The sequence below is a fragment of the Streptomyces sp. NPDC001219 genome, assembly GCF_053597915.1.
The window spans coordinates 1-22,688 of the sequence record NZ_JBSFJF010000041.1 but is presented as its reverse complement, the minus strand read 5'-3'; the positions used below and the strand labels follow the sequence as shown (position 1 = coordinate 22,688).

Genomic DNA, 22,688 nt, shown 5'->3' with positions numbered 1-22,688 from the left:
CCGGAGACGGTAGCGGACGCCCCCGTCGACGCCGTATCAGGACACCGCCGGCTCCCCGGAGCGGCCGGGAACAACGCCACCACAAGGACTCCATCACCGCGCGCGGCATCACCGACGCCTTCCGTCAGGCGCAGTTGCTGGTGGACTGCGTCGGCACCGGCCTGCGCGACCCGGAGGAACTGCTCGACGGGCTGGAGGAGTTCCTCACCCCCGAACCTCCACGCCCGCCAGGACCTCACGCCACCAGCGAGGACACCCATCCCCAACTCCCGTCCGGAGACCGCCCGTTCACCTCACCACGGGACTCAGCCACCCTGACGGTCGCTCACACGTCGCACCCCGCCCAAAGCGGGACACGCACGGACACCCGTACCGAGATCGATAAATAGTTTGATCAAGTGACCGGCGACGGTGTCCACTTGCCGCAGGTGGCCGGATGTCCACCTGCTTTACCGAAGGAGGCTGTGATGGAAGAGCAGAACGAGCTGTCCACCGTGGAGCCCTACGCACCCCCGATGCTGGTCGAGGTCGGCGAGTTCAACGAGGACACGCTGGGCTTCATCGGCTGGGGCAAGGACATCTTCGGCCACTACGGCGGCTGACCGTCCCTTTCCCTGACCACTCTCGGGAGTGTGCGTAGATGACCGGTGCCGGGTTCGTGGTGCTGCCGGACACGGCGGCCGCAGACGAGGCGCGCGCGGCGGCGCCCTGGGCGACGCCCCGGGTGCTTGAGCACGCCTCGGGGCGGCCGTGGCTGGTGGGCCGGTGGTCCCCCGGAGAGATCCGGGTGACCACGGCGGGCCCGGTGCGGGTGGCGGTGATCGGGGTCTGCCCGGTCACCGCCGCCCGGTGGTCCGAACTCACCGCGCGGGTACGGACGGTGGCCGACGTGGACGCGCTGGCCGCGTCCCTGCCGGGCGCCTGCCATGTGGTGGTCTCGGCCGGCGGACAGGTACGCGTCCAGGGCAGCCTGACCGGCCTGCGCCGGGTGTTCCACACCCGGCTGCACGGGGCCGACATCGCCGCGGACCGGGCCGATGTGCTCGCCGCGATGACCGGCGCCGGGGTCGACACCGAAGCCCTGGCCGTACGCGTCGCCTGCGGGGGACTCGTCCCGTCCCCGCTGGCCGACCGGCCCCTGTGGACCGGCATCACGCCACTGGAGCCGGACCACTGCCTGGTCTGGGACCGCGAACGGGCCCGCGCGCTGCCCTGGTGGCGGCCGCCCGCGCCCGAACAGCCGCTGACGGCCGGGGCGGAGGCCGTTCGGGCGGCGCTCACCGCGGCGCTGCACGACCGGGCGCCCGCCGAGGGCCGGCTGAGCAGCGACCTGTCCGGCGGCATGGACTCCACCTCCCTCTGCTTCCTCGCCGCCCGGAACACCCCGGAGCTGCTGACGTTCCGCTGGGGCGAGGCCGAGGCGGGCAACGACGACGCCGCCTTCGCCGCCCGGTCCATCGGCGCCCTCGACCGCGCCGAACACCTCGTCGTGCCGCCCGGCGAACTCCCGCCGCTGTACGCCGATCCGGACTCCCTCATGGACACCGAGGAGCCGTACCCGTTCGTCCGGACCGCGGCCCGCACCCGCCACACCGCCCGCCTGCTCGCGGACCGCGGCGCCCGCCGGCATCTGGCCGGCCACGGCGGGGACGAGCTGTTCACCCCGTTCCCCGGCTATCTGCACCCGCTGCTCCGCCGCCGCCCGCTGACCGCGCTGCGGCACGTCCGCGGCTACGCCGCCCTCAGGCGCTGGCCCGTGCTGCACACCCTGGCCGCGCTGACCCGCCCCGGAGACGAGGCGGCGTGGTGGCGCGCCCAGGCCGAGCACCTCACCGACCCGCCGCTGCGCAGGCGCCGGCCCAGCCTCGGCTGGGGCCTGTGGCCGCTGCGCGCACCGTCCTGGGCCACCGGCGCCGCCACCGACGCGGCCCGCGCGGCACTCCGGCAAGCGGCCGACCGGTCCCGGCCGCTCTCCACCGACCTGGGCCAGCACCAGTCCCTGGTCGCGCTGCGCACCAGCGCACCCTGGTACCGCCTGCTGGCCCGCCCGTTCGCCGGGGCGGGCGTACAGCTCGACTCGCCGTTCTACGACGACCGGGTCGTCGAAGCCGTCCTCGGCGTACGGGTGGACGCGCACGCCGGCCCGTGGCGCTACAAGCCGCTGCTGGCCGACGCGATGCGCGGCATCGTCCCCGCGCACGTGCTGGGCCGCTCCACCAAGGGCGAGTTCAGCGAGGAGGCCAGTACGGGCCTGCGCCGCAACCTCCCCGCGATCCTCGACCTGTTCACCGACTCCACCCTGGCCGCCCACGGCCTGATCGACCCCGGGAAGCTGCGCACCCAGCTGCTCTCCCCCCAGGCCGACAACGCCATGGGCATCGCCCTGGAGCCCCTGATCGGCTGCGAACTCTGGCTCCGCGCCGCCACCCGCCCCACCCCTGCCTGGAGGTCCGACGATGTCCGTACGTCTTCACCCTGACGTGGTCGCCACCGACACCGACGACGGCACCGTCCTGCTCAACGAACGCACCGGCCGCTACTGGCAGCTCAACACCACCGGCGGCCAGGTCCTGCGCCAACTTCTCGACGGCCACGACACCGCCCGCATCGCCGCCGACGTCGCGGACCGCCACCGGATCGACCCCCACCGGGCCGAGCTCGACGTGACCGCGGTGATCGAACAACTCCGCGCCGCCCGACTGGTGATCGCATGAGCCTGCCCGTCGCCCTGTCCGAGCGCCGCAGACTGCCGCTGCACCGCCGCCTCCTGCCCCTGCTGGCCGTCGGCATCGCCCGGCTGCTGGCCAAGGCCAAGCCCGCCCGGCTGCGCAAGGTCCTGGAGTTCACCCGCCGCGGCGCCCGCCCGGCCACCGCCGACCAGGCACTCGCCGCCCGCGAGGCCGTCGTCTCGGTCAGCCTGCGCTGCGCCGGCCAGGGCTGCCTGCAGCGCTCCATCGCCACCGCCCTCCTCTGCCGCGCCCGCGGCTCCTGGCCCACCTGGTGCACCGGCGTCCGCACCCACCCCTTCGCCGCCCACGCCTGGGTGGAAGCCGACAACCACCCCATCGGCGAACCCCACCCCAAGGGCCACTACAAACCCCTGATCTCCATACCGCCGGTGGGGCCGACGAAGAGCGGCTAGGACACCACCGGCACGGGGCTGTCGAGGGCACGGCCATGCCCTGGCGTCTCCACCGAAAACGGGCCGCGAGCAAGCCCCCTCCACCCCGCGCTACTCCGGCGCGACGGCCTCACTCAGCCGCAGATAGTGGCTGAGCTGGGCGGACGCGTCGAGCATGGCCAGGCCCCGCGCGGTGAGCCGGCGCCGCCAGTCGTCCAGGACCGCGGCCAGGATGCCGGTGCCGCCGGCCGTACGGATCTGCCGCACCACACCCGCGATGCGGTCCAGCGGATAGCCCCCGCGCCGGAGAAGGTGCGCGAGTTCGGCGTCCCGGATGTCGTCGGCGCCGAAGAGGCGGTATCCGGTGGCGGGGTCCCGCCCCGGGGTGACGATGCCGGCCTCCTCCCAGTTGCGCAGGGTCGCCGTGGTGACCTCAAGCCGCCGGGCAAGCCCCCCGACGGTCAGCGGCTCACGGTCCGCCGCGGGGGCCGGAGCGGCACCGGCCTCCCCCACCAGCCGCTCCACCGCGCTCCGCACCCCGTCGAAGGTCTCCCGCTCACGGAGCAGCCGCCCGTGCCCACGATCGATGAGCGCCAGCGCCTCCCCCACCTCGCCCGCGTGCACCGCGTTCATGATCCGCCCGCTCTCCGCGTGCCCGTACCCCGCAACCAGCGAGAGGTAGGCGCGAAGCGCCGCCGCATGCACCTCGGTGTAGATCCGGTATCCGCTACGGCTGCGCTCAGCGGCCGGCAGAAACCCGTCCCGCTCGTAGTCACGCACCGCCTGCGCCGAAACCCCGTACTCCCGCCCGAGATCCGCCGGCCGCATGCCCGCCCCCTCTCACAGCAAGAAGGAGAACCAGGGAGATCCCGGCGAAATGCGATCGATCAGCAAAGGGCTGTCCTGCATACGCCGCAACAGACTGTCGAGGTCCTGAGGACGCTCCAGTTCGATGCCCACAAGGGCCGGACCGGTTTCCCGGTTGTTCTTCTTGACGTACTCGAAGGCGACGATGTCCTCCCCCTTGGCCAGCACATCGTCGAGGAAATGCCGCAGCGCGCCCGGCTGTTGCGGGAACGTCACCAGGAAGTAGTGCCGCAGCCCCACATGCACCAGGGACCGCTCCACCACCTCGGCGTACCGGCTCACGTCATTGTTGCCACCGGAGACGATGCACACCGCGGTGCCCGGCCCCGTCCCCGGCAGAACCTGCCGGGCCGCCGCACTCGCCAGCGCGCCCGCAGGTTCGGCGATGATGCCGTCGGTCTGGTAGAGATCGAGCATCTCGGTGCACAGCGCCCCCTCGTCCACCGCGACGACCTCATCCACCAGCTCCTTGACCAGCGGAAACGCCGTCTCGCCCACCTTTCCCACGGCCGCCCCGTCGACAAAGGAATCAAGCTGGGGCAGCGCCACCGGCCCACCGTTCTCCAGCGCGGCCCGCATACTCGCGGCACCGGCCGGCTCGGCACCGACGATCCGGGTGCCCGGCGAGTGCTCCCGCAGCCACACCGCGATCCCGCTGATCAGGCCGCCGCCCCCGACCGGCACCACCACGGTGTCCAGGCCGCCGTCGGCCTGCTCCGTGATCTCCTGCGCGACCGTGCCCTGCCCCGCCATGGTCCGCACGTCGTCGAAGGGATGGACGTACACCGCGCCGGTGTCCTCACTGTCCCAGTGCGCGGCGGCACTCGCCTCGTCATACGTACTGCCGACGACGACCAGCTCGACGGCGTCACCACCGAACGCCGCGATGCGCTCCCGCTTCTGCCGCGGAGTATTGGACGGCACGAACACCCGGCCCCGTATACCCAGCCGGCTGCACGCGAAGGCGACCCCCTGGCCGTGGTTGCCCGCACTGGCGCAGACGACACCGCGCCGCCGCTCCTCATCCGTGAGCGAGGAAATCAGATTGAACGCGCCCCGCACCTTGTACGAACGGCACACCTGGCTGTCTTCCCGCTTCAGCAGAACCCGGCTCCCGACCAGCCCCGACAGCCGTGAGTTCTCCTCCAACGCGGTACGCCGCACCACCGCCCCCAGCCGCCGCGCCGCCTCCGCAATTCCCGCTGCTTCCAACCTGGCCGCCATCTCGGGATCGTAACGCGCAAAACGACCACCCCTTTCCGAGGACCACCATGCGGACAGTCGGCCCAACGGCTACTGCCCCGTCCCCTCGCGCAGGCTCCGGGCTGTCAGACACCCGGCTTCAGACGGTCTTGCAGCCTGCACGCCACTCCCGAAGCCGATCCTCTGCCGAGTCGACAGTCGCCTCGGTTTCACGCGAAGGTCGACGTAGAAGCCCTCACGGGGACAGGAATCAGCTTGAATGGCTACTGGGACGCCTCTTCGCCGGATTGGGCCTCACGCCACGCAGCGATAATTTCAGGGCGAATGCGTCCACGCGCAGAGACGTCCAGCCCTGCCCCGCGCGCCCAGGCCCGCACTTCTGCTGGCACAGGCCCGCCGACCGGCCCCTCCAGCCTGGGAAACAATGCCAGCTCGTCGCCCGAATCTTCCGACTTTGATTCGCGGGCTTGCTCGACCTTCTCCGGAAGCGCGCAGGAGTAGTTGGTAAACACCAAGTCCCAACTCCCCCGACTCTTGGACTGCAGATTGATATCCCTCCGGGTAGCCATTCGCACCACAGAGAAATCAGAAAAGATCTCACGCCCGAGCGGAGTGTCGCTGTTCGACATCGTCACATAGACGCCACGCTCACCAGCTTCGGACATGGCAGCCGCCAAGCGACGCTGATCCTCTTCTCCGAATTGATCCGGCGTATAACGCTTGAAATCGGAGAAACCACCCAGGGGGATATACGGAGGGTCAAGATAAACCCAGTCACCGGCTTTCGCCTCTTTGAGGGCTGCAGCAAAGTCACGGTACTGAATCTCAACATCTTGCAAGGCGGCAGAGGCCGCCAGAAGAGTCGCCCGGTTGTAGTACGGGCGATCGTATGCGCCATACGGAACGTTGAACCCGCCCTTTCGGTTAACTCTCCACAACCCACGAAACCCCGTCTTATTGAGATAAATCACGCGGGCCGCGCGCTCGAGATCCGAAAGGGATTCCACCTCCCTGGCGCGCTCTTGATTATAAAACTCGCGATTATTCGGCATGCCATCCAGGAGGGCCATTACCTTCTCAGGATTCTCGGCTACCTGCTGGAAGCAAATCACCAGTTCAAGGTTCGCGTCGGAGAGCGACGCACTCGATGGGCCCAGCTCGAAGAAGAGTGCGGCACTGCCCATGAATGGCTCGAAATACCGGCCATATGAGGACGGAGCGAGAGCAGCCAGCTGATCGGCATACCTGGTCTTGCCGCCGGCCCATTTGAGGAAGGACTTGCCCGCACCCAGCCGATTGCTACTCATAGTCTGTAGACCCATCGTCGTCACGACGGGCAGTGTACAGGTTTTGTGGATGATCGTGCAGTCTTGGTCAAGTTCGGCTTGCGGGTGAGGGAACTCCGCGAGACGAGAGGATTTTCACAGGAAAAGCTCGCTGAAATTGCTCACCTGCACCGTACCTATATCGGAAGCGTGGAGCGCGGTGAGCGAAATATTAGCCTCATCAACATCCACCGACTCGCGCACGCACTCGACGTATCTCCGGAAGAGCTACTGATGGACAGCGGGGGCACAAGTAAGTGAAACGCGAGCCGGGATTCGCTGCAGCACGCTGGGACGATCCATTCTGGCATGTCGTACGCATGCTCGCCGATCAGAAGGTAACTCAGCGCGGCAAATATGCGTCCACCATAGCCCCGCGTGAGATTATTTCTGTCTTGCAGTCAATCGGGACCCCCGTCGCGGATGGACTGGTCAGCTACCTGAAGGCCCATGAAAGCGTCCTGGACAGGCTTTCAGCGTACTGGAGCAAACGACGGGAAGTATCCGATGCCGCCCTTTCTCTCATGCGCACAGAGGAAGAGGCGGAATCTGACTACCGCAGCATATCCAATCAGGTTTCGCAGAGCTACGGAGTCAAGCTGGAGGGGTACCATCGCTCCTCCAAAGTCCTTGTGAATACCGTCGATGCAATCGTCTATCGCGAGTGCAAGAAAAGCGATATCTCAGTCAACACGAATCCCCAGAGCAGGGCCGCCTTGATCTCAGATCAAGGTATCTGGGTATCGCCCCGCCGTCTGGACGGAGCCATTCCCGATCTCCTCAACCCCGTCGCTATCTGGGAGATCAAGGAATACTGGGGGAAGACCGGCGGCGGATCTAAGATGTCGGACGCGATCTATGAACTCCATCTCGTTGGACTCGAACTTCGAATGTTCGAGAAAGAGTCCGGCCACCATGTCAATCATTATGCGATCATGGATGGCCGAGAACAGTGGAACAGCAGGAAGTCGGACATTCGCCGCGCAGTTGATCTACTCTATTCCGGGCTTCTGGACGAGCTCGTAGTCGGCCAGGAGGTCCTGACCGAATGGCCGCGAATTGCCGCAGAATGCTGCTCTCTGGTGAAGCCGAATAAGTCTGAGGACTCCCTTTTCTGAAGCCCCCTCACCCAGGCAGGCTGCGTTCCGCACCGCTAGTCAGCTACCCCGGGTGGGAAGGGGGGCGGCGTCGGTACGGCCGGTATGGCCCCCTTCCCACCTGCGAGAACTGATCGCTGCCCTGCGCCACGAGGCCACCACCGACACGCTCCTCACGTACCACCGGCTCCTCCGCGGGCGAACAGCCCGTCAGCCCCTCTGAAGGTGCTCCGCGATCTGCGTCGCCATCCTGCGTGCCGGTTTCGGTCTCGTCGGCCCGCCACATCACAGCATTGCCCGGTTGACGCCAGACAACCGCCCGATACCACTGAGGCTGCGCGACACCCGCCAACACAGCCGCACACTTGGTCCCGTTCCAGCCCTGACTTCCAATCTTCTGCAGCCTGCACCGCTCCATCCGTACCCACGTGCCCCGACTCGTACGAGCACCGAGCGACCGGCGCTTGCGCACCAGTGCCCCGGTCCAACTGCGTCCGGAGCCAGAGCTCGACCTCCTCGAGCACCTCGTCGATCGACTCAACTCGCAAGTCGAAGGGGACAGTAGTGGGCACGGAAGACGACACTGAACCTCCTTGGCGAGTGGCCGACGCCAACAAGAACTGGCTCTTCCGGCCTGTGGTGGGCGATGACATGACACGGCAGACGGCCGATGAGCCGTGCGAGGTCGACGCCGCCATCGTGGTGCACGAAGAACGGGTGCTGCTGGTGCGGCGCACGGTCAGCGAAGGGCAGCTCTCCTGGCAGTTCCCGGCGCGGCAAGGACGCCGCTCTGCGACGACATGCCTGACGAGCCAAGGGGCACACCGACGACCAATGTGTGCGTCACTCGCCATGAGCCGACGACGCCCGCGGCGCTCACGCAAGCCACCCCAAGCCCCCAGCCCCGTGGCGCCCCACCCCAAGCAACAGAAAACCCCAGGTCAACAACTACCTGACCTGGGGTTTCTCCTCTGAGCCGCCTTCGGGATTCGAACCCGAGACCTACGCATTACGAGTGCGTTGCTCTGGCCAACTGAGCTAAGGCGGCTTGGTGCGCGGCCCAGTCTACACATTGTGGAGGGGTGCTCTGTAACCGGTTGAGGGGCTGGTCAGGGGGCGGTGGGGCGGGAGGGGGTAGGTGTGGTGTGGGTCACTTGCAGTGGGTGCCCTTTGGGGGGACGGTGCCCTTGAGGAGGTAGTTGTTGATCGCTCGGTCGATGCAGGTGCTGCCGCGGCCGTAGGCGGTGTGGCCGTCGCCGTCGTAGGTCAGGAGGGTGGCGCTGGAGAGCTGGGCGGCGAGGGCCTTGGCCCAGGTGTACGGGGTGGCCGGGTCGCGGGTGGTGCCGACGACGAGGATCGGGGCGGCGCCCTTGGCCTCGATGCGGTGGGTCGTGCCGGTGGGCTTGACCGGCCAGTACGCGCAGTTCAGGGCGGCCCAGGCGAAGTTCTCGCCGAAGACCGGGGAGGCCTTGCGGAAGCTGGGCAGGGCGGCGCGGACCTGGCCGGGGCCGTTGAAGGCGGAGGCGAGGTCGAGGCAGTTGACGGCGGGGTTGGCGTACATCTGGTTGGCGTAGGTGCCGTTCGGGTCGCGCTCGTAGTAGCTGTCGGAGAGGGTGAGCAGCCCGCGGCCGTTGCCGGCCTCGGCCTGGCCGAGGTAGTCGCGCAGGACGGGCCAGGCGCGCTCGTCGTACATGGCGGCGATGACGCCCGTGGTGGCGAGGGATTCGGTGAGCTTCCGCTCCTCGCCGGTGGCCGCCGGATGGGCGTCCAGCTTCTTGAAGAGGGCGGAGAGCTGCCGGCCGGCGTCGTCGACGCTCTTGGTGCCGAGCGGGCAGTCCTTGTGCTTGATGCAGTCCGCGGCGAACGCCCGGAAGGCGGTGTTGAAGCCGGCGGTCTGGTCGACGTTGACGGTGCGGGAGTCGAGCACCGGGTTCATGGCGCCGTCCAGGACCATGCGGCCGACGCGGGAGGGGTAGAGGCCGGCGTAGGTCGCGCCGAGGAAGGTGCCGTAGGAGGCGCCCACGAAGTTGAGCTTGTCGTCGTCCAGGACGGCGCGCAGCACGTCCATGTCGCGGGCGGCCTCGATGGTGGAGACGTGCTGGAGCAGCTTGCCGGCGCGGGAGGCGCAGCCCTTGGCGAAGCTGCGGTAGGCGCTGATGAGCTTGTTGACCTCGGCCGGTGAGTCGGGGGTCACGTCGGTCTGGGTGTAGCGGTCCATCTGCTTGTCGGTGAGGCACTCGACCGGTGCGCTGCGGGCCACGCCGCGCGGGTCCATCGCCACCATGTCGTAGCGGGCGCGGACCGCGGCGGGCTGGGGCGCGTACTGCTGGAGGTAGTCGATCGCCGAACCGCCGGGACCGCCCGGATTGACCTGGAGGGAGCCGATCCTGCTGCCGGGGCCGGTGGCCTTCTTACGGGCCACCGCGAGCTTGAGGTCGGTGTCCGCGCTGGGCTTGGCGTAGTCGAGGGGTGCCTTCATCGTCGCGCACTCGAAATCCGCCACCCCACAGGGATGCCAGTTCAGCTTCTGGTCGTAATACGGCCGCAGACCGGACGGGGTGGCGGCCGGCAGGGGCGCGAGGGAGGCGTCCTCGGCGGGGCGCTGGGCGCCGGCCTCCGTTCTGGCGCTCGGGGACGCCTCACCGCCGGGGGACGAACTCCCCGAGGAGCAGCCGGAGATCAGCAGAGCGGTGGCCGCGAGGAGTGCGGCAGAGGTGCGGAGCAGGCGGCTGGTGGCCATGGGCGGTCCCTTGGTCTCGGTCCCTGGAGCGTGGAGTGCCGTGAAGGGGAGTGGAGTGGAGCGCGGTGTCGGTCCCTGGAGGTGGAGGGCGGGGTGGGCGGTGGCCTACCGGGGGGGCGAGCGTTGGCCCTGGAGGTGGAGAGCGGGGGGCGACGGGTGACGGCCCGCCCACGGAGAGTATCCAGGTAAGAGCGTGCTGTCTGCGGCTCCTGTGGATAACGGGCCGGTGCCGCGGAGAGCGGCGGGTCGCCCCGGGCGGGAGGGGTCAGCCGGCCCGGAGGGCCACCGTCATCGCCTCGACCGCGAGGAGGGGGGCCACGTTGCGGTCCAGGGCCTCGCGGCAGGCGATGACGGCTTCTATGCGGCGGAGGGTGCGCTCGGGGGTGGAGGCGGTGGCGATGCGCTGGACGCTGTCGCGTACCTCGTCGTTGGCGAGGGGGACGGACGCGCCCATCTGGAGGGCGAGGACGTCGCGGTAGAAGCCGGTGAGGTCGACCAGGGCCAGGTCGAGGCTGTCGCGCTGGGTACGGGTCGAGCGGCGCTTCTGCTTGTCCTGGAGTTCCTTCATGGCGCCGGCCGTGCCGCGTGGCAGGCGTCCGCCGGTGCCGGCCGCGGCGCCGAGCGCGGCGCGCAGTTCCTCGGTCTCCTTGGTGTCGACCTCCTCGGCGACCTGCTTGGCGTCCTCCCCCGCGGCGTCGATCAGCTCCTGGGCGGCCTTGAGGCAGCCGCCGATGTCGTCGACGCGGAGCGGGAGTTTGAGGACGGCCGCCCGGCGGGACCGGGCGCGCTCGTCGGTGGCGAGGCGGCGGGCCCGGTCGATGTGCCCCTGGGTGGCGCGGGCGGCCCTGGCGGCGGCCTCCGGCTCGATGCCGTCCCGCCGGACGAGGACGTCGGCGACCGCGTCGACCGGCGGCGTCCGCAGCGAGAGCAGGCGGCAGCGTGAGCGGATGGTGGGGAGGACGTCCTCCACGGAGGGGGTGCAGAGCAGCCAGACCGTACGGGGCGCGGGCTCCTCGACGGCCTTGAGGAGGACGTTGCCGGCGCCTTCGGTGAGGCGGTCGGCGTCCTCCAGGACGATCACCTGCCAGCGGCCGCCGGACGGGGAGAGCGAGGACCGGCGGACCAGGTCACGGGTCTCCTTGACGCCGATGGACAGCAGGTCCGTACGGACGATCTCGACGTCGGCGTGGGTGCCGATGAGGGCCGTGTGGCAGCCGTCGCAGAAGCCGCAGCCGGGGGCGCCGCCGAGGGCACGGTCCGGGCTGACGCACTGGAGGGCGGCGGCGAAGGCGCGGGCCGCGGTGGCCCGGCCGGAGCCGGGCGGACCCGTGAACAGCCAGGCGTGCGTCATCTGGGAGGTGCCGCCGTCGTCCGCGCGCTCGCCGGGCGCCGGCTCCTGCCCCGTCTGCTGCGCGGTGACGAGGGCGTCCGCATCGCGCGCGGCCGCGGCCAGCGTCGCCGTCACCCGCTCCTGGCCGACCACGTCGTCCCATACCGCCATCGCTGTCCGCCGTTCCTTCCGTGCCGTCCTGCCCGTGCCGCCGCGGAGGGCGGGTGCGTCCGGCCCTGCGCACCGCGCAGTGCTCCGCGCCCGACCCATTGTGGTGCAACCCACTGACAAACGAATCCGGAAGCCGGCGCGGGGCGGCCGGACGGCCCGCTCCGGGGGCGGAAAACGGCCGTGGCCGCAGCATGTCCGCTGCGGCCACGGCCGGTCGTACGAGGTGTCGCGGCCTGCGCTAGCGCCGTCCCCGGCCGCCGCGACGGCCGTTCCCGCCCCGGCCGCCGTCCGCGTCCTCGTCGTCGTGCGAACCGAGGAGTTCGTCGGCGAGCGTGGGCAGATCGTCCAGCGGGGTCTCCTCCGCCCATTCGGGGCGGCGGCGCTGCGGGGGCTCCACGGGGTGGCCGGTCACCGGGTCGATCTGCGGGAGTTCGCGGGTGCGCTCGGTGCGCGACTCCGCGGGCACGGACGCCGCGCCGTTCCTCCCGGAGGCCTCCGGCGTCTCCTTGCGGAACATCCACGGCGGCACCCGGTCGGCGGGATCGCCGCTCCGCTGGTCCCCACCGCGCGGGTCCTCGCCCCGTACGGGCGGCAGCACGGCGGTCTGCTCCGCGTCCGCGCCGGTGTCCAGGCCGCGCCAGGGGTCCTGCGTGTCCTGCACCGACGGCAGCACCGCGGTCTCGTCCGCCGCGCGGTCGCCGTTGTCCGGTGCCGTAGGCCGCGGCAGCGACTCCTCGGTCCGCTCGCTGTCCGAGCCGGAACCGGAGGACGGGGCGTCATCCTCGGGCGCGCTCTCGCCGAGCCGCTTCCGCAGGTCGGCGACGTAGGTCTCCGCCGTGGGCGCGTCGGCCGCCTCCGCCGCCTCGGCCGCGGCCTTGGCCTCCGCCGCAGCAGCCGCCTCGGCCGCCGCCTTCCGCGCCTCCTCGGCGCGCACCAGTGCCGCCTCGGCCTTGCGCTGCTTCTCCAGGCGGCGCTCCTCGGCCTCCTTACGGAGCCGCGCCTCCTCCTCGTGCTGCTGGCGCAGCCGCTCCTGCTCGGCCTGGCGGGCGCGTTCCTCCGCCTCGCGGCGGGCGCGCTCCGCCTCCGCGGCCAGCCGGGCCTCCTCGGCGCGCTTACGGGCCTCCTCGGCCTGCCGGGCCTCCTCGCGTGCCCGCGCCTCCTCTGCCTCGCGGCGCTTGCGCTCCTCCTCCTCGGCGCGCAGCTTGGCGAGCTGCTCCTGGCGCTCCTGCTCCAGGCGCTCCTCCTCCGCCTTGCGCGCGGCCTCCTCCTCGGCCTTGCGGCGGGCCTCCTCCTCGGCCGCCTTACGGGCCTCGGCCTGTGCCTGGAGTTCGGTCTCGGACAGCGGGAGCACCTGGTCGAGGCGGTGCCGTACGACGGTGGTGACGGCTTCCGGTTCCTGGCCGGCGTCAACGACCAGATAGCGCGCGGGGTCGGCGGCGGCCAGGGTGAGGAAGCCGGACCGTACCCGCTGGTGGAAGGCGGCGGGCTCGGACTCCAGCCGGTCCGGTGCCTCGGTGAAGCGCTCCCGTGCGGTCTCCGGGGAGACGTCGAGCAGCACCGTCAGATGCGGCACCAGGCCGTCGGTGGCCCAGCGCGAGATCCGGGCGATCTCCGTGGGGGCGAGGTTGCGCCCGGCGCCCTGGTACGCGACGGAGGAGTCGGTGTACCGGTCGGTGATGACGACCGCGCCGCGCTCCAGGGCGGGCCGGATGACGCTGTTGACGTGCTCGGCGCGGTCGGCGGCGAACATCAGCGCCTCGGCGCGGTCCGAGAGTCCGGACGTCGAGACGTCGAGGATGATCGATCGCAGCCGCTTGCCGATGGCGGTGGCGCCCGGCTCGCGGGTCACCACGACCTCGTGGCCCTTGCCGCGAATCCACTCCGCCAGCGCCTCGACCTGGGTGGACTTGCCGGCGCCGTCGCCGCCCTCCAGGGCGATGAAGAAGCCGGTGGGGGCGGGGGCCTGCACCGGGTCGCCGCCGCGCAGCGCCTCCCGCAGGTCACGCCGCAGCGGTACACCCTGCCGGTCATCGGCCTTGCCGAGCACCAGCGCGGCGACCGGCAGCAGCAGCGCACCGGTCAGCATCAGGGTGTAGGCGGCGCCGCCGTACGCGAAGTTGAAGGCCCCGTCGCCGAGGTGGTGCGGGCCGATGACGGCCGCGAGCAGCGGCGCGACGATGGCGGCCAGCGCGATGGAGAGCCGGACGACGGCCTGCAGATGCTCGGTCGTACGGGCGGTGCGGGACTCCTCGGACTCCTGGTCCAGCAGGACATGCCCCGTATTGGCCGCGACTCCGGCGCTGACACCGGCCAGCAGCCCGAGCACCAGCACCGTCGTCGGGTCCGGGACCAGGCCCATGGCCAGCAGCGCGAGGCCGGTGGCGGCCACCGCGAGGGCGAGCAGCCGGCGCCGGGAGAGCGTGGGCAGCACCCGCTGGGCGCCGCGGATGCCGACGGCCGTACCGCCGGTCAGCGCAAGGACCAGCAGCGCGAAGGTGGCCGGGCCGCCGGCCAGGTCGTAGCCGTGCAGGACGGCGAGGGAGACGGCCGCGGCGAGGGCTCCGGCCACCGCGGCGCAGGCCGCCACCAGCAGCGGGATCGCGCCCGTACGGCCCTTGTCGGCGGCCGGGCGGGCCGCGTCGTCCGCGTCCTTCCCGCCCTGGGGGCGACCGGACTTCGCTGCCGCGGACGGCCGGCGCAGCCCCTCCAGAGGGGAGCGCGGCCGCGGCGTCGGCACACCGGGGAACTCGATGAAGTAGAGGATCGACACGGAGGCGGCGAACAGCCCGGCGGCCACGTAGGAGCCGAGCGCGGCCTGGTGGAGGTGGAACCAGTCGATGCCGGTGCCCAGCAGCTTGCTGATGAGGGTGACGACCACCAGGGCGGCGGCCGCGATCGGCAGCGAGACGAAGGCGGTGCGCAGCGAGAGGCGGCGCAGGGCGTCCATGTTGTCGGGCAGCGGGCGGACCGCGGCGCCCTCGGGGGGCGGGGCGGGCAGCAGGCCGGGGGCGGCGCTCTCCCGTGCGACGGTCCAGAAGCGTTCGGCGACACCGGTGAGGAAGACCGTGACCAGCAGCCAGGCCAGTGCGTCACCGGGCGTCCAGTCGATCCAGAGGGGCGCGATGACCAGCAGCGCGAGCCGCAGCACATCCGCGCCGATCATCGTCCAGCGCCGGTCCAGCGGGCCGGCCGGCGCCGTCAGCGCGGACAGCGGGCCCAGCAGGACGGCTCCGAAGAGCAGCATCGCCAGCATCCGGGCCGCGAAGACCACGGTGACCGCGAGGGCGGCTCCCCGATAACCGCCGCCGAAGACGGCCTCGCCGCCCAGGGGGACGTACAACGCCGCCTGGAGGGCGAGCAGTACGAGGACAAGCATGGACAGGGCATCGCCGATGCCCCCGACGAATTGGGCGCTCCACAGTCGCTTCAGTGGGGGGAAGCGGAGCAGGGCGCGCACGGCGCGCTCGCGGGAATCCGCCGCTAGGGCGCCTGATGTGGGGGTCACGACCGTTGGCTGCTCGGCACGCGTCATCTCGCCAGCCTATCGATACGGCGCGGAGCGTCGAGCGCCTGCCCGAACAAAGGGGCGGGCCCGACGGAACATGTCCGTCGGGCCCGCCCCTTGACCTGCGGTTCCGCCGTGTGGCGCCGCCTTCAGTCCTCGGCCGGCGCCGCCGTCTTCTTCGCCGCCGCCTTCTTCGCGGTGGTCTTCTTGGCGGTCGTCTTCTTGGCCGTGGTCGTCTTCTTCGCCGCGGTCTTCTTGGCCGTGGTCGTCTTCTTCGCGGCCGTCTTCTTGGCCGGCGCCTTCTTGGCCGCCTTCTTCGCGGTCTTCTTCGCCGGCCCCTTGGCGCGCTTCTCCGCCAGCAGCTCGTAGCCCCGCTCGGCGGTGACGGTCTCGACGTCGTCGTCCCGCCGCAGCGTCGCGTTGGTCTCGCCGTCGGTCACGTACGCACCGAAGCGGCCGTCCTTGACCACCACCGGCTTGCCGCTGACCGGGTCCGTGCCCAGCTCCTTCAGCGGCGGCTTGGCGGCGGCCCGCCCGCGCTGCTTGGGCTGCGCGTAGATGGCCAGCGCCTCGTCGACGGTGATCGAGAAGAGCTGCTCCTCGGTCTCCAGGGAGCGCGAGTCGGTGCCCTTCTTCAGATACGGGCCGTAGCGGCCGTTCTGCGCGGTGATCTCGACGCCCTCGGGGTCCTTGCCGACGACCCGCGGCAGCGACATCAGCTTGAGCGCGTCCGCCAGCGTCACCGTGTCCAGGGACATCGACTTGAAGAGCGAGGCGGTGCGCGGCTTGACCGCGTTCTTGCCGGTCTTCGGGGTGCCCTCGGGCAGGATCTCGGTGACGTACGGACCGTAGCGGCCGTCCTTGGCGACGATCTGGTGACCGCTCTCCGGGTCCATGCCCAGCTCGAAGTCACCGCTCGGCTTGGCGAGCAGCTCCTCCGCGTACTCCAGGGTCAGCTCGTCGGGCGCGAGGTCGTCGGGGACGTCGGCGCGCTGGTGGCCCTCGGCGTCCTTCTCCCCGCGCTCCACATACGGGCCGTAGCGGCCGACCCGCAGCTTGATGTCCTCGCTGACCGGGAAGGACGAGATCTCCCGGGCGTCGATCGCGCCCAGGTCCTCGACCAGTTCCTTGAGCCCGCCGAGGTGGTCGCCGTCGCCGTTGCCGGCGTCCGCGGCACCGCCCTCGCCGTGCCCCTCGCCGAAGTAGAAGCGCCGCAGCCACGGCACGGACTGCGCCTCACCACGGGCGATGCGGTCGAGGTCGTCCTCCATCTTGGCGGTGAAGCTGTAGTCGACCAGCCGGCCGAAGTGCTTCTCCAGGAGGTTGACCACCGCGAACGACAGGAAGGACGGGACGAGCGCGGTGCCCTTCTTGAAGACGTAGCCGCGGTCGAGGATCGTGCCGATGATCGACGCGTAGGTCGACGGGCGGCCGATCTCGCGCTCCTCCAGCTCCTTGACCAGGGTGGCCTCGGTGTAGCGGGCGGGCGGCTTGGTGGCGTGCCCGTCGGCGGTGATCTCCCGCGCGGCCAGCGCGTCGCCCTCGGCGACCTGCGGCAGCCGGCGCTCGCGGTCGTCGAGCTCCGCGTTCGGGTCGTCGGCGCCCTCCACATAGGCCTTCAGGAAGCCGTGGAAGGTGATGGTCTTGCCGGACGCGCTGAACTCGGCGTCCCGGCCGTCGGCGGAGCGGCCGCCGATCTTGACCGTGACGGAGTTACCGGTCGCGTCCTTCATCTGGGAGGCGACGGTCCGCTTCCAGATCAGCTCGTAGAGCCTGAACTGGTCGCCGGTCAGGCCGGTCTCGGCCGGGGTGCGGAAGCGGTCGCCGGAGGGGCGGATCGCCTCGTGCGCCTCCTGGGCGTTCTTGACCTTGCCGGCGTAGGTGCGCGGCTTGTCCGGCAGGTAGTTCGCGCCGTACAGATGGGTCACCTGCGCCCGGGCCGCGGCGACCGCGGTGTCCGAGAGCGTGGTGGAGTCCGTACGCATATAGGTGATGTAGCCGTTCTCGTACAGCTTCTGCGCCACCTGCATGGTCGCCTTGGCGCCGAAGCCGAGCTTGCGGCTGGCCTCCTGCTGGAGGGTGGTCGTACGGAACGGGGCGTACGGGGAGCGACGGTAGGGCTTGGACTCGACCGAGCGCACCGCGAACTCGGTGTGCTCCAGGGCGGCGGCGAGCGCGCGGGCGTTCGCCTCGTCCAGATGGAGAACGTCGTTCTTGAGCTGCCCGTTGGAGCCGAAGTCCCGGCCCTGGGCGATACGGCGGCCGTCGACGGTGTTCAGCCGGGCGGTCAGCGTCGACGGGTCGCTCGCGTCCCCGGCCCGGCCGGTCGAGAAGGTGCCGGTGAGGTCCCAGTACTCGGCGGAGCGGAAGGCGATGCGCTCGCGCTCCCGCTCGACGACGAGACGGGTCGCCACGGACTGCACCCGGCCTGCCGACAGCCGCGGCATGACCTTCTTCCACAGGACCGGCGAGACCTCGTAGCCGTAGAGGCGGTCGAGGATACGGCGGGTCTCCTGGGCGTCGACCAGCTTCTGGTTCAGATCGCGCGGATTGGCGACGGCCTCACGGATCGCGTCCTTGGTGATCTCGTGGAAGACCATCCGGTGGACGGGGACCTTGGGCTTGAGGATCTCCTGGAGGTGCCAGGCGATGGCCTCGCCCTCGCGGTCCTCATCTGTGGCGAGATAGAGCTCGTCGGACTCGGCCAGCAGCTCCTTGAGCTTCTTGACCTGGTCCTTCTTGTCACTGTTGACGACGTAGATCGGCTGGAACTCGGCGTCGACATTCACGCCGAGCCGGGCCCAGGGCTCGCCCTTGTACTTCGCCGGGACCTCTGCGGCGCCGTTCGGCAGGTCGCGGATGTGTCCGACGCTGGCCTCGACCACGTAGCCAGGGCCGAGGTAGCCCTTGATCGTCTTCGCCTTGGCAGGCGACTCGACGATGACGAGTCGGCGGCGGCCGCCGTCTGTGGTCTCGCTGGTCGGGGACAACTTCGCTCTTCTCTCCGGTCGACGCTGGGATTGCTCCCCGGCCGGACGCCGGGGCGCACTGCGGTGACGCTTGACGCTGCGGAGTGTGACGGTACCTCCCGGCCCCGTGTCAAACGGAAAAACCCCGCAACGCCACTCGAACGGTAACCCGACTACATGCCTTCATGCCGCCCGGACCGCTTCAGGCGCCCGACACGGGCCCCGGGGACGGCCCCGTGGATCATGACGGGACCGTTCCACTCCCCGGTGTCCACGCCGGCCGTTCCGTGCGCGCCGTGGCCCCGGCACCTCCGGCGATCTCACACAGTGACGAATCCCTTGCACCACACCGCCCGCCCGGGTCCGGTCACCGCACCGTCCACCGGACCGGCGACTGTGACAAGGCGGCGCCGGATGCCGTCATTGCCTTGATACAGCACGTGAGCGGGCTGGCAGGATGGACACGGCACGGCTCGCCGTCGGAGCCGCATGTCGCCGTCGTCACGCACTCTCGGGGGGAACAGCACCCATGGCCCATCAGCACCCCGGACCGCCTCCGGAGCAGCCGCCCGGCCGGCCCAACCAGAATCCCTACGCCGCACCGGAGAGCGCCCCGCCCGCCGACGCCGGCTACGGCTACCCGCAGGGCGGCCGCCCCGGGGAGCCCGGATACGGCTATCCGCCCGCCGCACAGCCCCAGCCCGGATACGGCTATCCGCAGGACGCCGGACAGCCGACGCCGCCGCCCGGTTTCCCGCCGGGCCCGCCGGTGCAGCAGCCGGGGCCCGCCGGCTTCCCGCCCGGCGCCCAGCCCGGCGGGATGGCGCTGTCGCTCGGCGACATCGCGGTGACCGGCGACACGATCATGACGCCGGCCGGGCCGATGCCGCTCAAGGGCGCGGTGTGGACGGCGACCGACATGTCGCGGACGGAGGAGAGGATGCCGACGCACGCGGTCGTGCTGGCCATCGTCTTCTTCCTCTTCTGTCTGCTCGGTCTGCTCTTCCTGCTGATGAAGGAGCGGGTGACGACCGGGTTCGTGCAGGTCACGGTGAACAGCGGCGGCCGGCACCACGCCACGATGATCCCGGTGCAGTCCCGCGAGCAGGTGATGTTCGTGCTCAACCAGGTCAACTACGCCCGCTCGCTGAGCGTGTGAGCGCCGGGGAGCCCTGGGGTCCGGCCGAGCCCGCTGGCCCCACGGGGGCGTCGGTCCGGACGCGCACCCTCCGCCGGGCGGCGGTCATGCTCGGCGCCGGTGCGGCGGCGGCCGTCTATCTCTGGCACACCGATCCGCACCAGCCGGGGCAGCTGCTGATCCCCTGCCCCTTCAAATGGACCACCGGGCTGCTGTGCCCGCTGTGCGGCGGGACGCGGATGGCGTACGACCTGATGCACGGCGAGCTCGTGACGGCCTTCCACGACAACGCGGTGCTGCTCGTCCTGGGCGGGCCGGCCGTGGCGTACGCCGTGGGGCGCTGGCTGGTCGCCGGCCTCCGTGGGCGGGTGTACCGGCCCCGGCTGTCGGGCCGCGGCAATGCCGTGGTGCTCGGCATTGCCGCGGTGTGGATGCTCGCCCGCAATCTCGTCGGCTAGGACGGTCCGGCGACGGTCCGGACCGTCCGCCCTCGTTGCCCCGGCTCAGCGCACGGTGACGGTGACCACCGGGGAGACAGTGCTGCCGGTGGCCATGCGGAGCTGGTTGACGCCCTTGAGGCCGAGCTTGACCCGCACCGCGTACGCGCCGCTGGAGTTGACCGGGGTCTGCGCGGGCAGCGAGACCCACTTCGTGCCCTGCTTCTGCTGGACGGTCAGCTTGGTGCCGGCCTTGATGCCCTTGGCGACGCCGGTGATCCGGAACTGCTCCCAGGCCTTGACCGTCGTCGCACTGGCCTTGGCCGTCAGGGAGGCGGCGGCCGGTGCGGTGGCCACGACCGGCTTGGGCGAGTGGAGGTCCTGCGGGGCGGCGAAGGCCGCGGCCGAGCCGCCGGCCAGCAGGGAGACGGCGATGACGCCGACGGCGGCGGAGCGGAATGCACGGTTCATGGAGGTTCCTCACGGAAGGGGCCGGCCCGTTGGGCGACCGGACTGTTGGTGACCTTCACTGAGGAACATGCCCGTCGGCAGCGGAAAGTTCCCTCGTACCGGCACACACCGGCCATTTATGACAGAACTGGCCGGAAGTGAACGGAGCGCCCTTCGAGGGCAGTTGAGGACGGCGCCTCGCCAGGGGGTGGCGAACCGACGGGCGGCCGGAACAACGGGGCGACGCCCGCGGCTACAACGCCACCAGCAGCCAGCAGCCGGTCGCCAGGAACGCCACCCCGGCCAGCAGCGTCGTCACGGCGGCGACCGGACGGCTGACACCGTCGGCGACCGGCGCACCGGTCCGTGCGCAGACGCCCGTCCACACCAGCAGTCCGGCGCCGAACAGCGCGAACACCACACCGGCGAATGCCTCGGGTCCAGTCTCCATGCGGGCAGCGTGGCACCCCGGGGCGGCATTCCGGCGAACGCCGGATGAACGGCGCCGGTATGTCGCCCGCCCCGCCCCCGCCCCCGTCCGCCGTACGCGTCAGTCCTGCGCGGCCACCGGCTCCAGGAACCCCTGCTCGACCAGCATCCGGATCGAGGCCGGGGTGCGGTCCCGCAGCAGGACCGGGTCCTCGCCGACGAGTTGGGCGATGGCGTCCAGAATCCGTCCGGCGGGCAGGGTGCCGTCACACACCCCGGCGAAGCCCGCGCCGACCGTGTCCACCTTCGTGGCCCTCCGCATACCGCGGTTCTGACGCAGCACCACATGCTCCGGGTCCTCCGCCCCGGGCAGCCCGACCTGCTCCTGGACCACCTCGTCGGCGAGCCGGAAGTGACCGGAAAGCAGCGCCGCGTCGTCCGTGGCCCGCAGAAAGTCCTGGCGGTCGAAGTGCCGTACGACCGACTCCCCCAGGGGCTGCTCGACCGGATGCGGCCATTCCTCGACGGTGACGGAGGGGGTGTCGGAGCCGGACTTGCGCAGGGTGATCCAGCCGAAGCCGATGGCCTTGGTCTTGCGGGCCTCGAACTCGTCGAGCCAGGCGTCGTACCGCGCGGCGTACGCCTCCTCGTCCGCCCGGTGGTCGCCCGCGTCGCGCAGCCACAGCTCGGCGTACTGGGTGACGTCCTGCACCTCGCGCTGCACGATCCAGGCGTCACAGCCCCGCGGCACCCAGGACCGCAGCCGGTCCTGCCACTCCTCGCCCGCCACGTGCTGCCAGTTGGCCAGCAGCTGGCAGTATCCGCCGTCGTTGAGGTGTGCGGCGGCCTGCTGGACGAGCGTGCGGCACAGGTCGTCGCCGCCCATCCCGCCGTCCCGGTAGGTGAGCCGGGCGCCCGGGGAGATCACGAACGGCGGGTTGGACACGATCAGGTCGTACGTCTCGTCTCCGACGGGCTCGAACAGCGAGCCCTCCCGCAGGTCCGCCGTGCCCGCCCCGGAGAGCGCCAGGGTCAGCGCGGTGATCCGCAGCGCCCGGGGGTTGAGGTCGGTGGCCGTGACGCGGGAGGCGTGCTGCGCCGCGTGCAGCGCCTGGATGCCGGAGCCGGTGCCGAGGTCGAGCGCCCTGGCGACCGGCCGGCGCACGGTGATCCCGGCCAGCGTCGTGGACGCCCCGCCGACGCCGAGCACCAGCTCCGCGCGGTCCGCCTCCCCGCCGCCCCGGATACCGCCGGCCCCGCCGACCGCACAGCCCAGGTCGGAGACGATCCACCAGTCCTGCCCCTCGGGGCCGCCGTACGGACGCACGTCCACACTGGCGCGCACCTCGTCGCCGTCCTGCACCAGCCAGCCGTCGGCGAGGCAGTCCTCGACCGGCAGCGCGGCCCGCGCCCGCCGCAGCTCCACCGGGCGCTGGAGCAGGAACAGCCGCACCAGGGTCTCCAGCGGGCTGTCGCCGCGCGTCGCCCTCAGGGCGGGGACGGTCTCGCTGCGGGCGAGCGCGGCATAGGCCGGCGCGCCGAGCAGCTCCAGCAGCCCGTCGGCGGTGAAGGCGGCGGCCAGCAGCGCCTCGCGCAGCCTGGCCGTGCGGGCGTTGCTCTCGGGGTCCTGGACATCTGCGGTGGGGAGGTGCGTACTCACGCCCACCATTGTCGGCCCTGCCACCGACAAACGGCGACGGCCCGGCGGCACACCCTTCCCGGGCGCGTCGCCAGGCCGTCGGAGCCGTTGGCAGTGGTGCGGATCTCCCGGCTTCCGGGCGCGGCCCCGCGTGCGGCCGCGCCGGGAAGCTCGCTAGGACCTGTCGTCAAACTCCCGTCGTTCGCCCGAAGGGCGGCCCCGCGGCGTCTGGTGCGTGCGATCGCAAGGCGGAGGGTCGCCCCGATA

At 71.1% G+C, this 22,688-nt stretch carries 18 protein-coding genes, 1 tRNA gene and 1 pseudogene; 9 read left to right on the top strand and 11 right to left on the bottom strand.

What is annotated here, in order from left to right; translation table 11 throughout:
* The first annotated feature begins 467 nt into the window (after positions 1-467).
* Genes ACWC9R_RS24330 through ACWC9R_RS24315 form a run of 4 tightly spaced genes read left to right on the top strand, consistent with a single transcriptional unit; the run spans position 468 to position 3,142 of the window.
* Complete coding sequence (locus ACWC9R_RS24330) at positions 468-602, top strand: lasso RiPP family leader peptide-containing protein (RefSeq protein ID WP_127152326.1); 135 nt, start codon at positions 468-470, stop codon at positions 600-602.
* 38 nt (positions 603-640) lie between these two features.
* Positions 641-2,479 carry a lasso peptide isopeptide bond-forming cyclase gene (locus ACWC9R_RS24325; RefSeq protein WP_450734470.1) on the top strand — a complete coding sequence of 613 codons (1,839 nt, stop codon included), beginning with the start codon at positions 641-643 and terminating at the stop codon, positions 2,477-2,479.
* Complete coding sequence (locus ACWC9R_RS24320) at positions 2,457-2,714, top strand: lasso peptide biosynthesis PqqD family chaperone (protein ID WP_450734468.1); 258 nt, start codon at positions 2,457-2,459, stop codon at positions 2,712-2,714. The genes ACWC9R_RS24325 and ACWC9R_RS24320 overlap by 23 nt, the downstream gene beginning before the upstream one ends.
* Positions 2,711-3,142, top strand: a complete 432-nt coding sequence (locus ACWC9R_RS24315; protein WP_450734466.1) for a lasso peptide biosynthesis B2 protein — start codon at positions 2,711-2,713, stop codon at positions 3,140-3,142. The genes ACWC9R_RS24320 and ACWC9R_RS24315 overlap by 4 nt, the downstream gene beginning before the upstream one ends.
* 90 nt (positions 3,143-3,232) lie before the next feature.
* Here ACWC9R_RS24315 and ACWC9R_RS24310 read toward each other — a convergent pair whose 3' ends face one another.
* From ACWC9R_RS24310 to ACWC9R_RS24300, 3 genes are all read right to left on the bottom strand, one after another.
* Positions 3,233-3,949, bottom strand: coding sequence for a TioE family transcriptional regulator (locus tag ACWC9R_RS24310; RefSeq protein WP_450734464.1), 717 nt, complete (start codon positions 3,947-3,949; stop codon positions 3,233-3,235).
* Positions 3,950-3,961: 12 nt separating this feature from the next.
* Positions 3,962-5,212: a threonine ammonia-lyase IlvA gene (ilvA, locus tag ACWC9R_RS24305; RefSeq protein WP_450734463.1), complete on the bottom strand. Its 1,251-nt coding sequence runs from the start codon at positions 5,210-5,212 to the stop codon at positions 3,962-3,964.
* Positions 5,213-5,454: 242 nt separating this feature from the next.
* The gene (locus ACWC9R_RS24300; RefSeq protein ID WP_450734555.1) at positions 5,455-6,513 is read right to left on the bottom strand and encodes a Dam family site-specific DNA-(adenine-N6)-methyltransferase; all 1,059 of its coding nucleotides are present in this window, start codon (positions 6,511-6,513) and stop codon (positions 5,455-5,457) included.
* Positions 6,514-6,543: 30 nt separating this feature from the next.
* On the opposite strand from ACWC9R_RS24300, the gene ACWC9R_RS24295 reads away from it, so the two are divergent.
* The 3 genes and pseudogenes from ACWC9R_RS24295 to ACWC9R_RS24285 form a co-directional block, all read left to right on the top strand.
* Positions 6,544-6,777: a helix-turn-helix domain-containing protein gene (locus tag ACWC9R_RS24295; RefSeq protein ID WP_450734461.1), complete on the top strand. Its 234-nt coding sequence runs from the start codon at positions 6,544-6,546 to the stop codon at positions 6,775-6,777.
* Complete coding sequence (locus tag ACWC9R_RS24290; protein ID WP_450734459.1) at positions 6,774-7,634, top strand: DUF7687 domain-containing protein; 861 nt, start codon at positions 6,774-6,776, stop codon at positions 7,632-7,634. Before ACWC9R_RS24295 ends, ACWC9R_RS24290 begins: the two co-directional genes overlap by 4 nt.
* A 630-nt stretch (positions 7,635-8,264) precedes the next feature.
* Positions 8,265-8,387: pseudogene (locus tag ACWC9R_RS24285) on the top strand (NUDIX hydrolase); the annotation flags it as partial.
* 200 nt (positions 8,388-8,587) lie between these two features.
* Here ACWC9R_RS24285 and ACWC9R_RS24280 read toward each other — a convergent pair.
* From ACWC9R_RS24280 to topA, 5 genes are all read right to left on the bottom strand, one after another.
* A tRNA-Thr gene (locus tag ACWC9R_RS24280) sits at positions 8,588-8,661 on the bottom strand.
* Between the two features lie 102 nt (positions 8,662-8,763).
* Positions 8,764-10,353, bottom strand: coding sequence for an alpha/beta hydrolase (locus tag ACWC9R_RS24275; protein ID WP_450734457.1), 1,590 nt, complete (start codon positions 10,351-10,353; stop codon positions 8,764-8,766).
* 265 nt (positions 10,354-10,618) lie between these two features.
* Positions 10,619-11,854, bottom strand: a complete 1,236-nt coding sequence (locus tag ACWC9R_RS24270) for a DNA polymerase III subunit delta' (protein WP_450734455.1) — start codon at positions 11,852-11,854, stop codon at positions 10,619-10,621.
* A gap of 238 nt (positions 11,855-12,092) precedes the next feature.
* Positions 12,093-15,386 (bottom strand): dTMP kinase, encoded by a 3,294-nt coding sequence (tmk, locus tag ACWC9R_RS24265; RefSeq protein WP_450734454.1) that lies wholly within the window; start codon positions 15,384-15,386, stop codon positions 12,093-12,095.
* Between the two features lie 122 nt (positions 15,387-15,508).
* The gene (gene topA, locus ACWC9R_RS24260) at positions 15,509-18,349 is read right to left on the bottom strand and encodes a type I DNA topoisomerase (RefSeq protein WP_450734452.1); all 2,841 of its coding nucleotides are present in this window, start codon (positions 18,347-18,349) and stop codon (positions 15,509-15,511) included.
* Between the two features lie 508 nt (positions 18,350-18,857).
* On the opposite strand from topA, the gene ACWC9R_RS24255 reads away from it, so the two are divergent.
* A complete protein-coding gene (locus ACWC9R_RS24255; RefSeq protein WP_450734450.1) occupies positions 18,858-19,487 on the top strand; it encodes a hypothetical protein in 630 nt (209 codons plus the stop codon).
* Entirely contained in the window at positions 19,484-19,924 is a 441-nt protein-coding gene (locus ACWC9R_RS24250) for a DUF2752 domain-containing protein (protein ID WP_450734449.1), read from the top strand. The genes ACWC9R_RS24255 and ACWC9R_RS24250 overlap by 4 nt, the downstream gene beginning before the upstream one ends.
* 45 nt (positions 19,925-19,969) lie before the next feature.
* Here the strand turns inward: ACWC9R_RS24250 and ACWC9R_RS24245 are convergent, their stop codons facing one another.
* The 3 genes from ACWC9R_RS24245 to ACWC9R_RS24235 form a co-directional block, all read right to left on the bottom strand.
* Entirely contained in the window at positions 19,970-20,374 is a 405-nt protein-coding gene (locus ACWC9R_RS24245) for a hypothetical protein (protein ID WP_450734447.1), read from the bottom strand.
* A 232-nt stretch (positions 20,375-20,606) separates the two neighbouring features.
* Complete coding sequence (locus ACWC9R_RS24240) at positions 20,607-20,804, bottom strand: hypothetical protein (RefSeq protein WP_362603607.1); 198 nt, start codon at positions 20,802-20,804, stop codon at positions 20,607-20,609.
* Positions 20,805-20,903: 99 nt separating this feature from the next.
* The gene (locus ACWC9R_RS24235) at positions 20,904-22,451 is read right to left on the bottom strand and encodes a DUF7059 domain-containing protein (RefSeq protein WP_450734553.1); all 1,548 of its coding nucleotides are present in this window, start codon (positions 22,449-22,451) and stop codon (positions 20,904-20,906) included.
* Positions 22,452-22,688 lie beyond the last annotated feature (237 nt).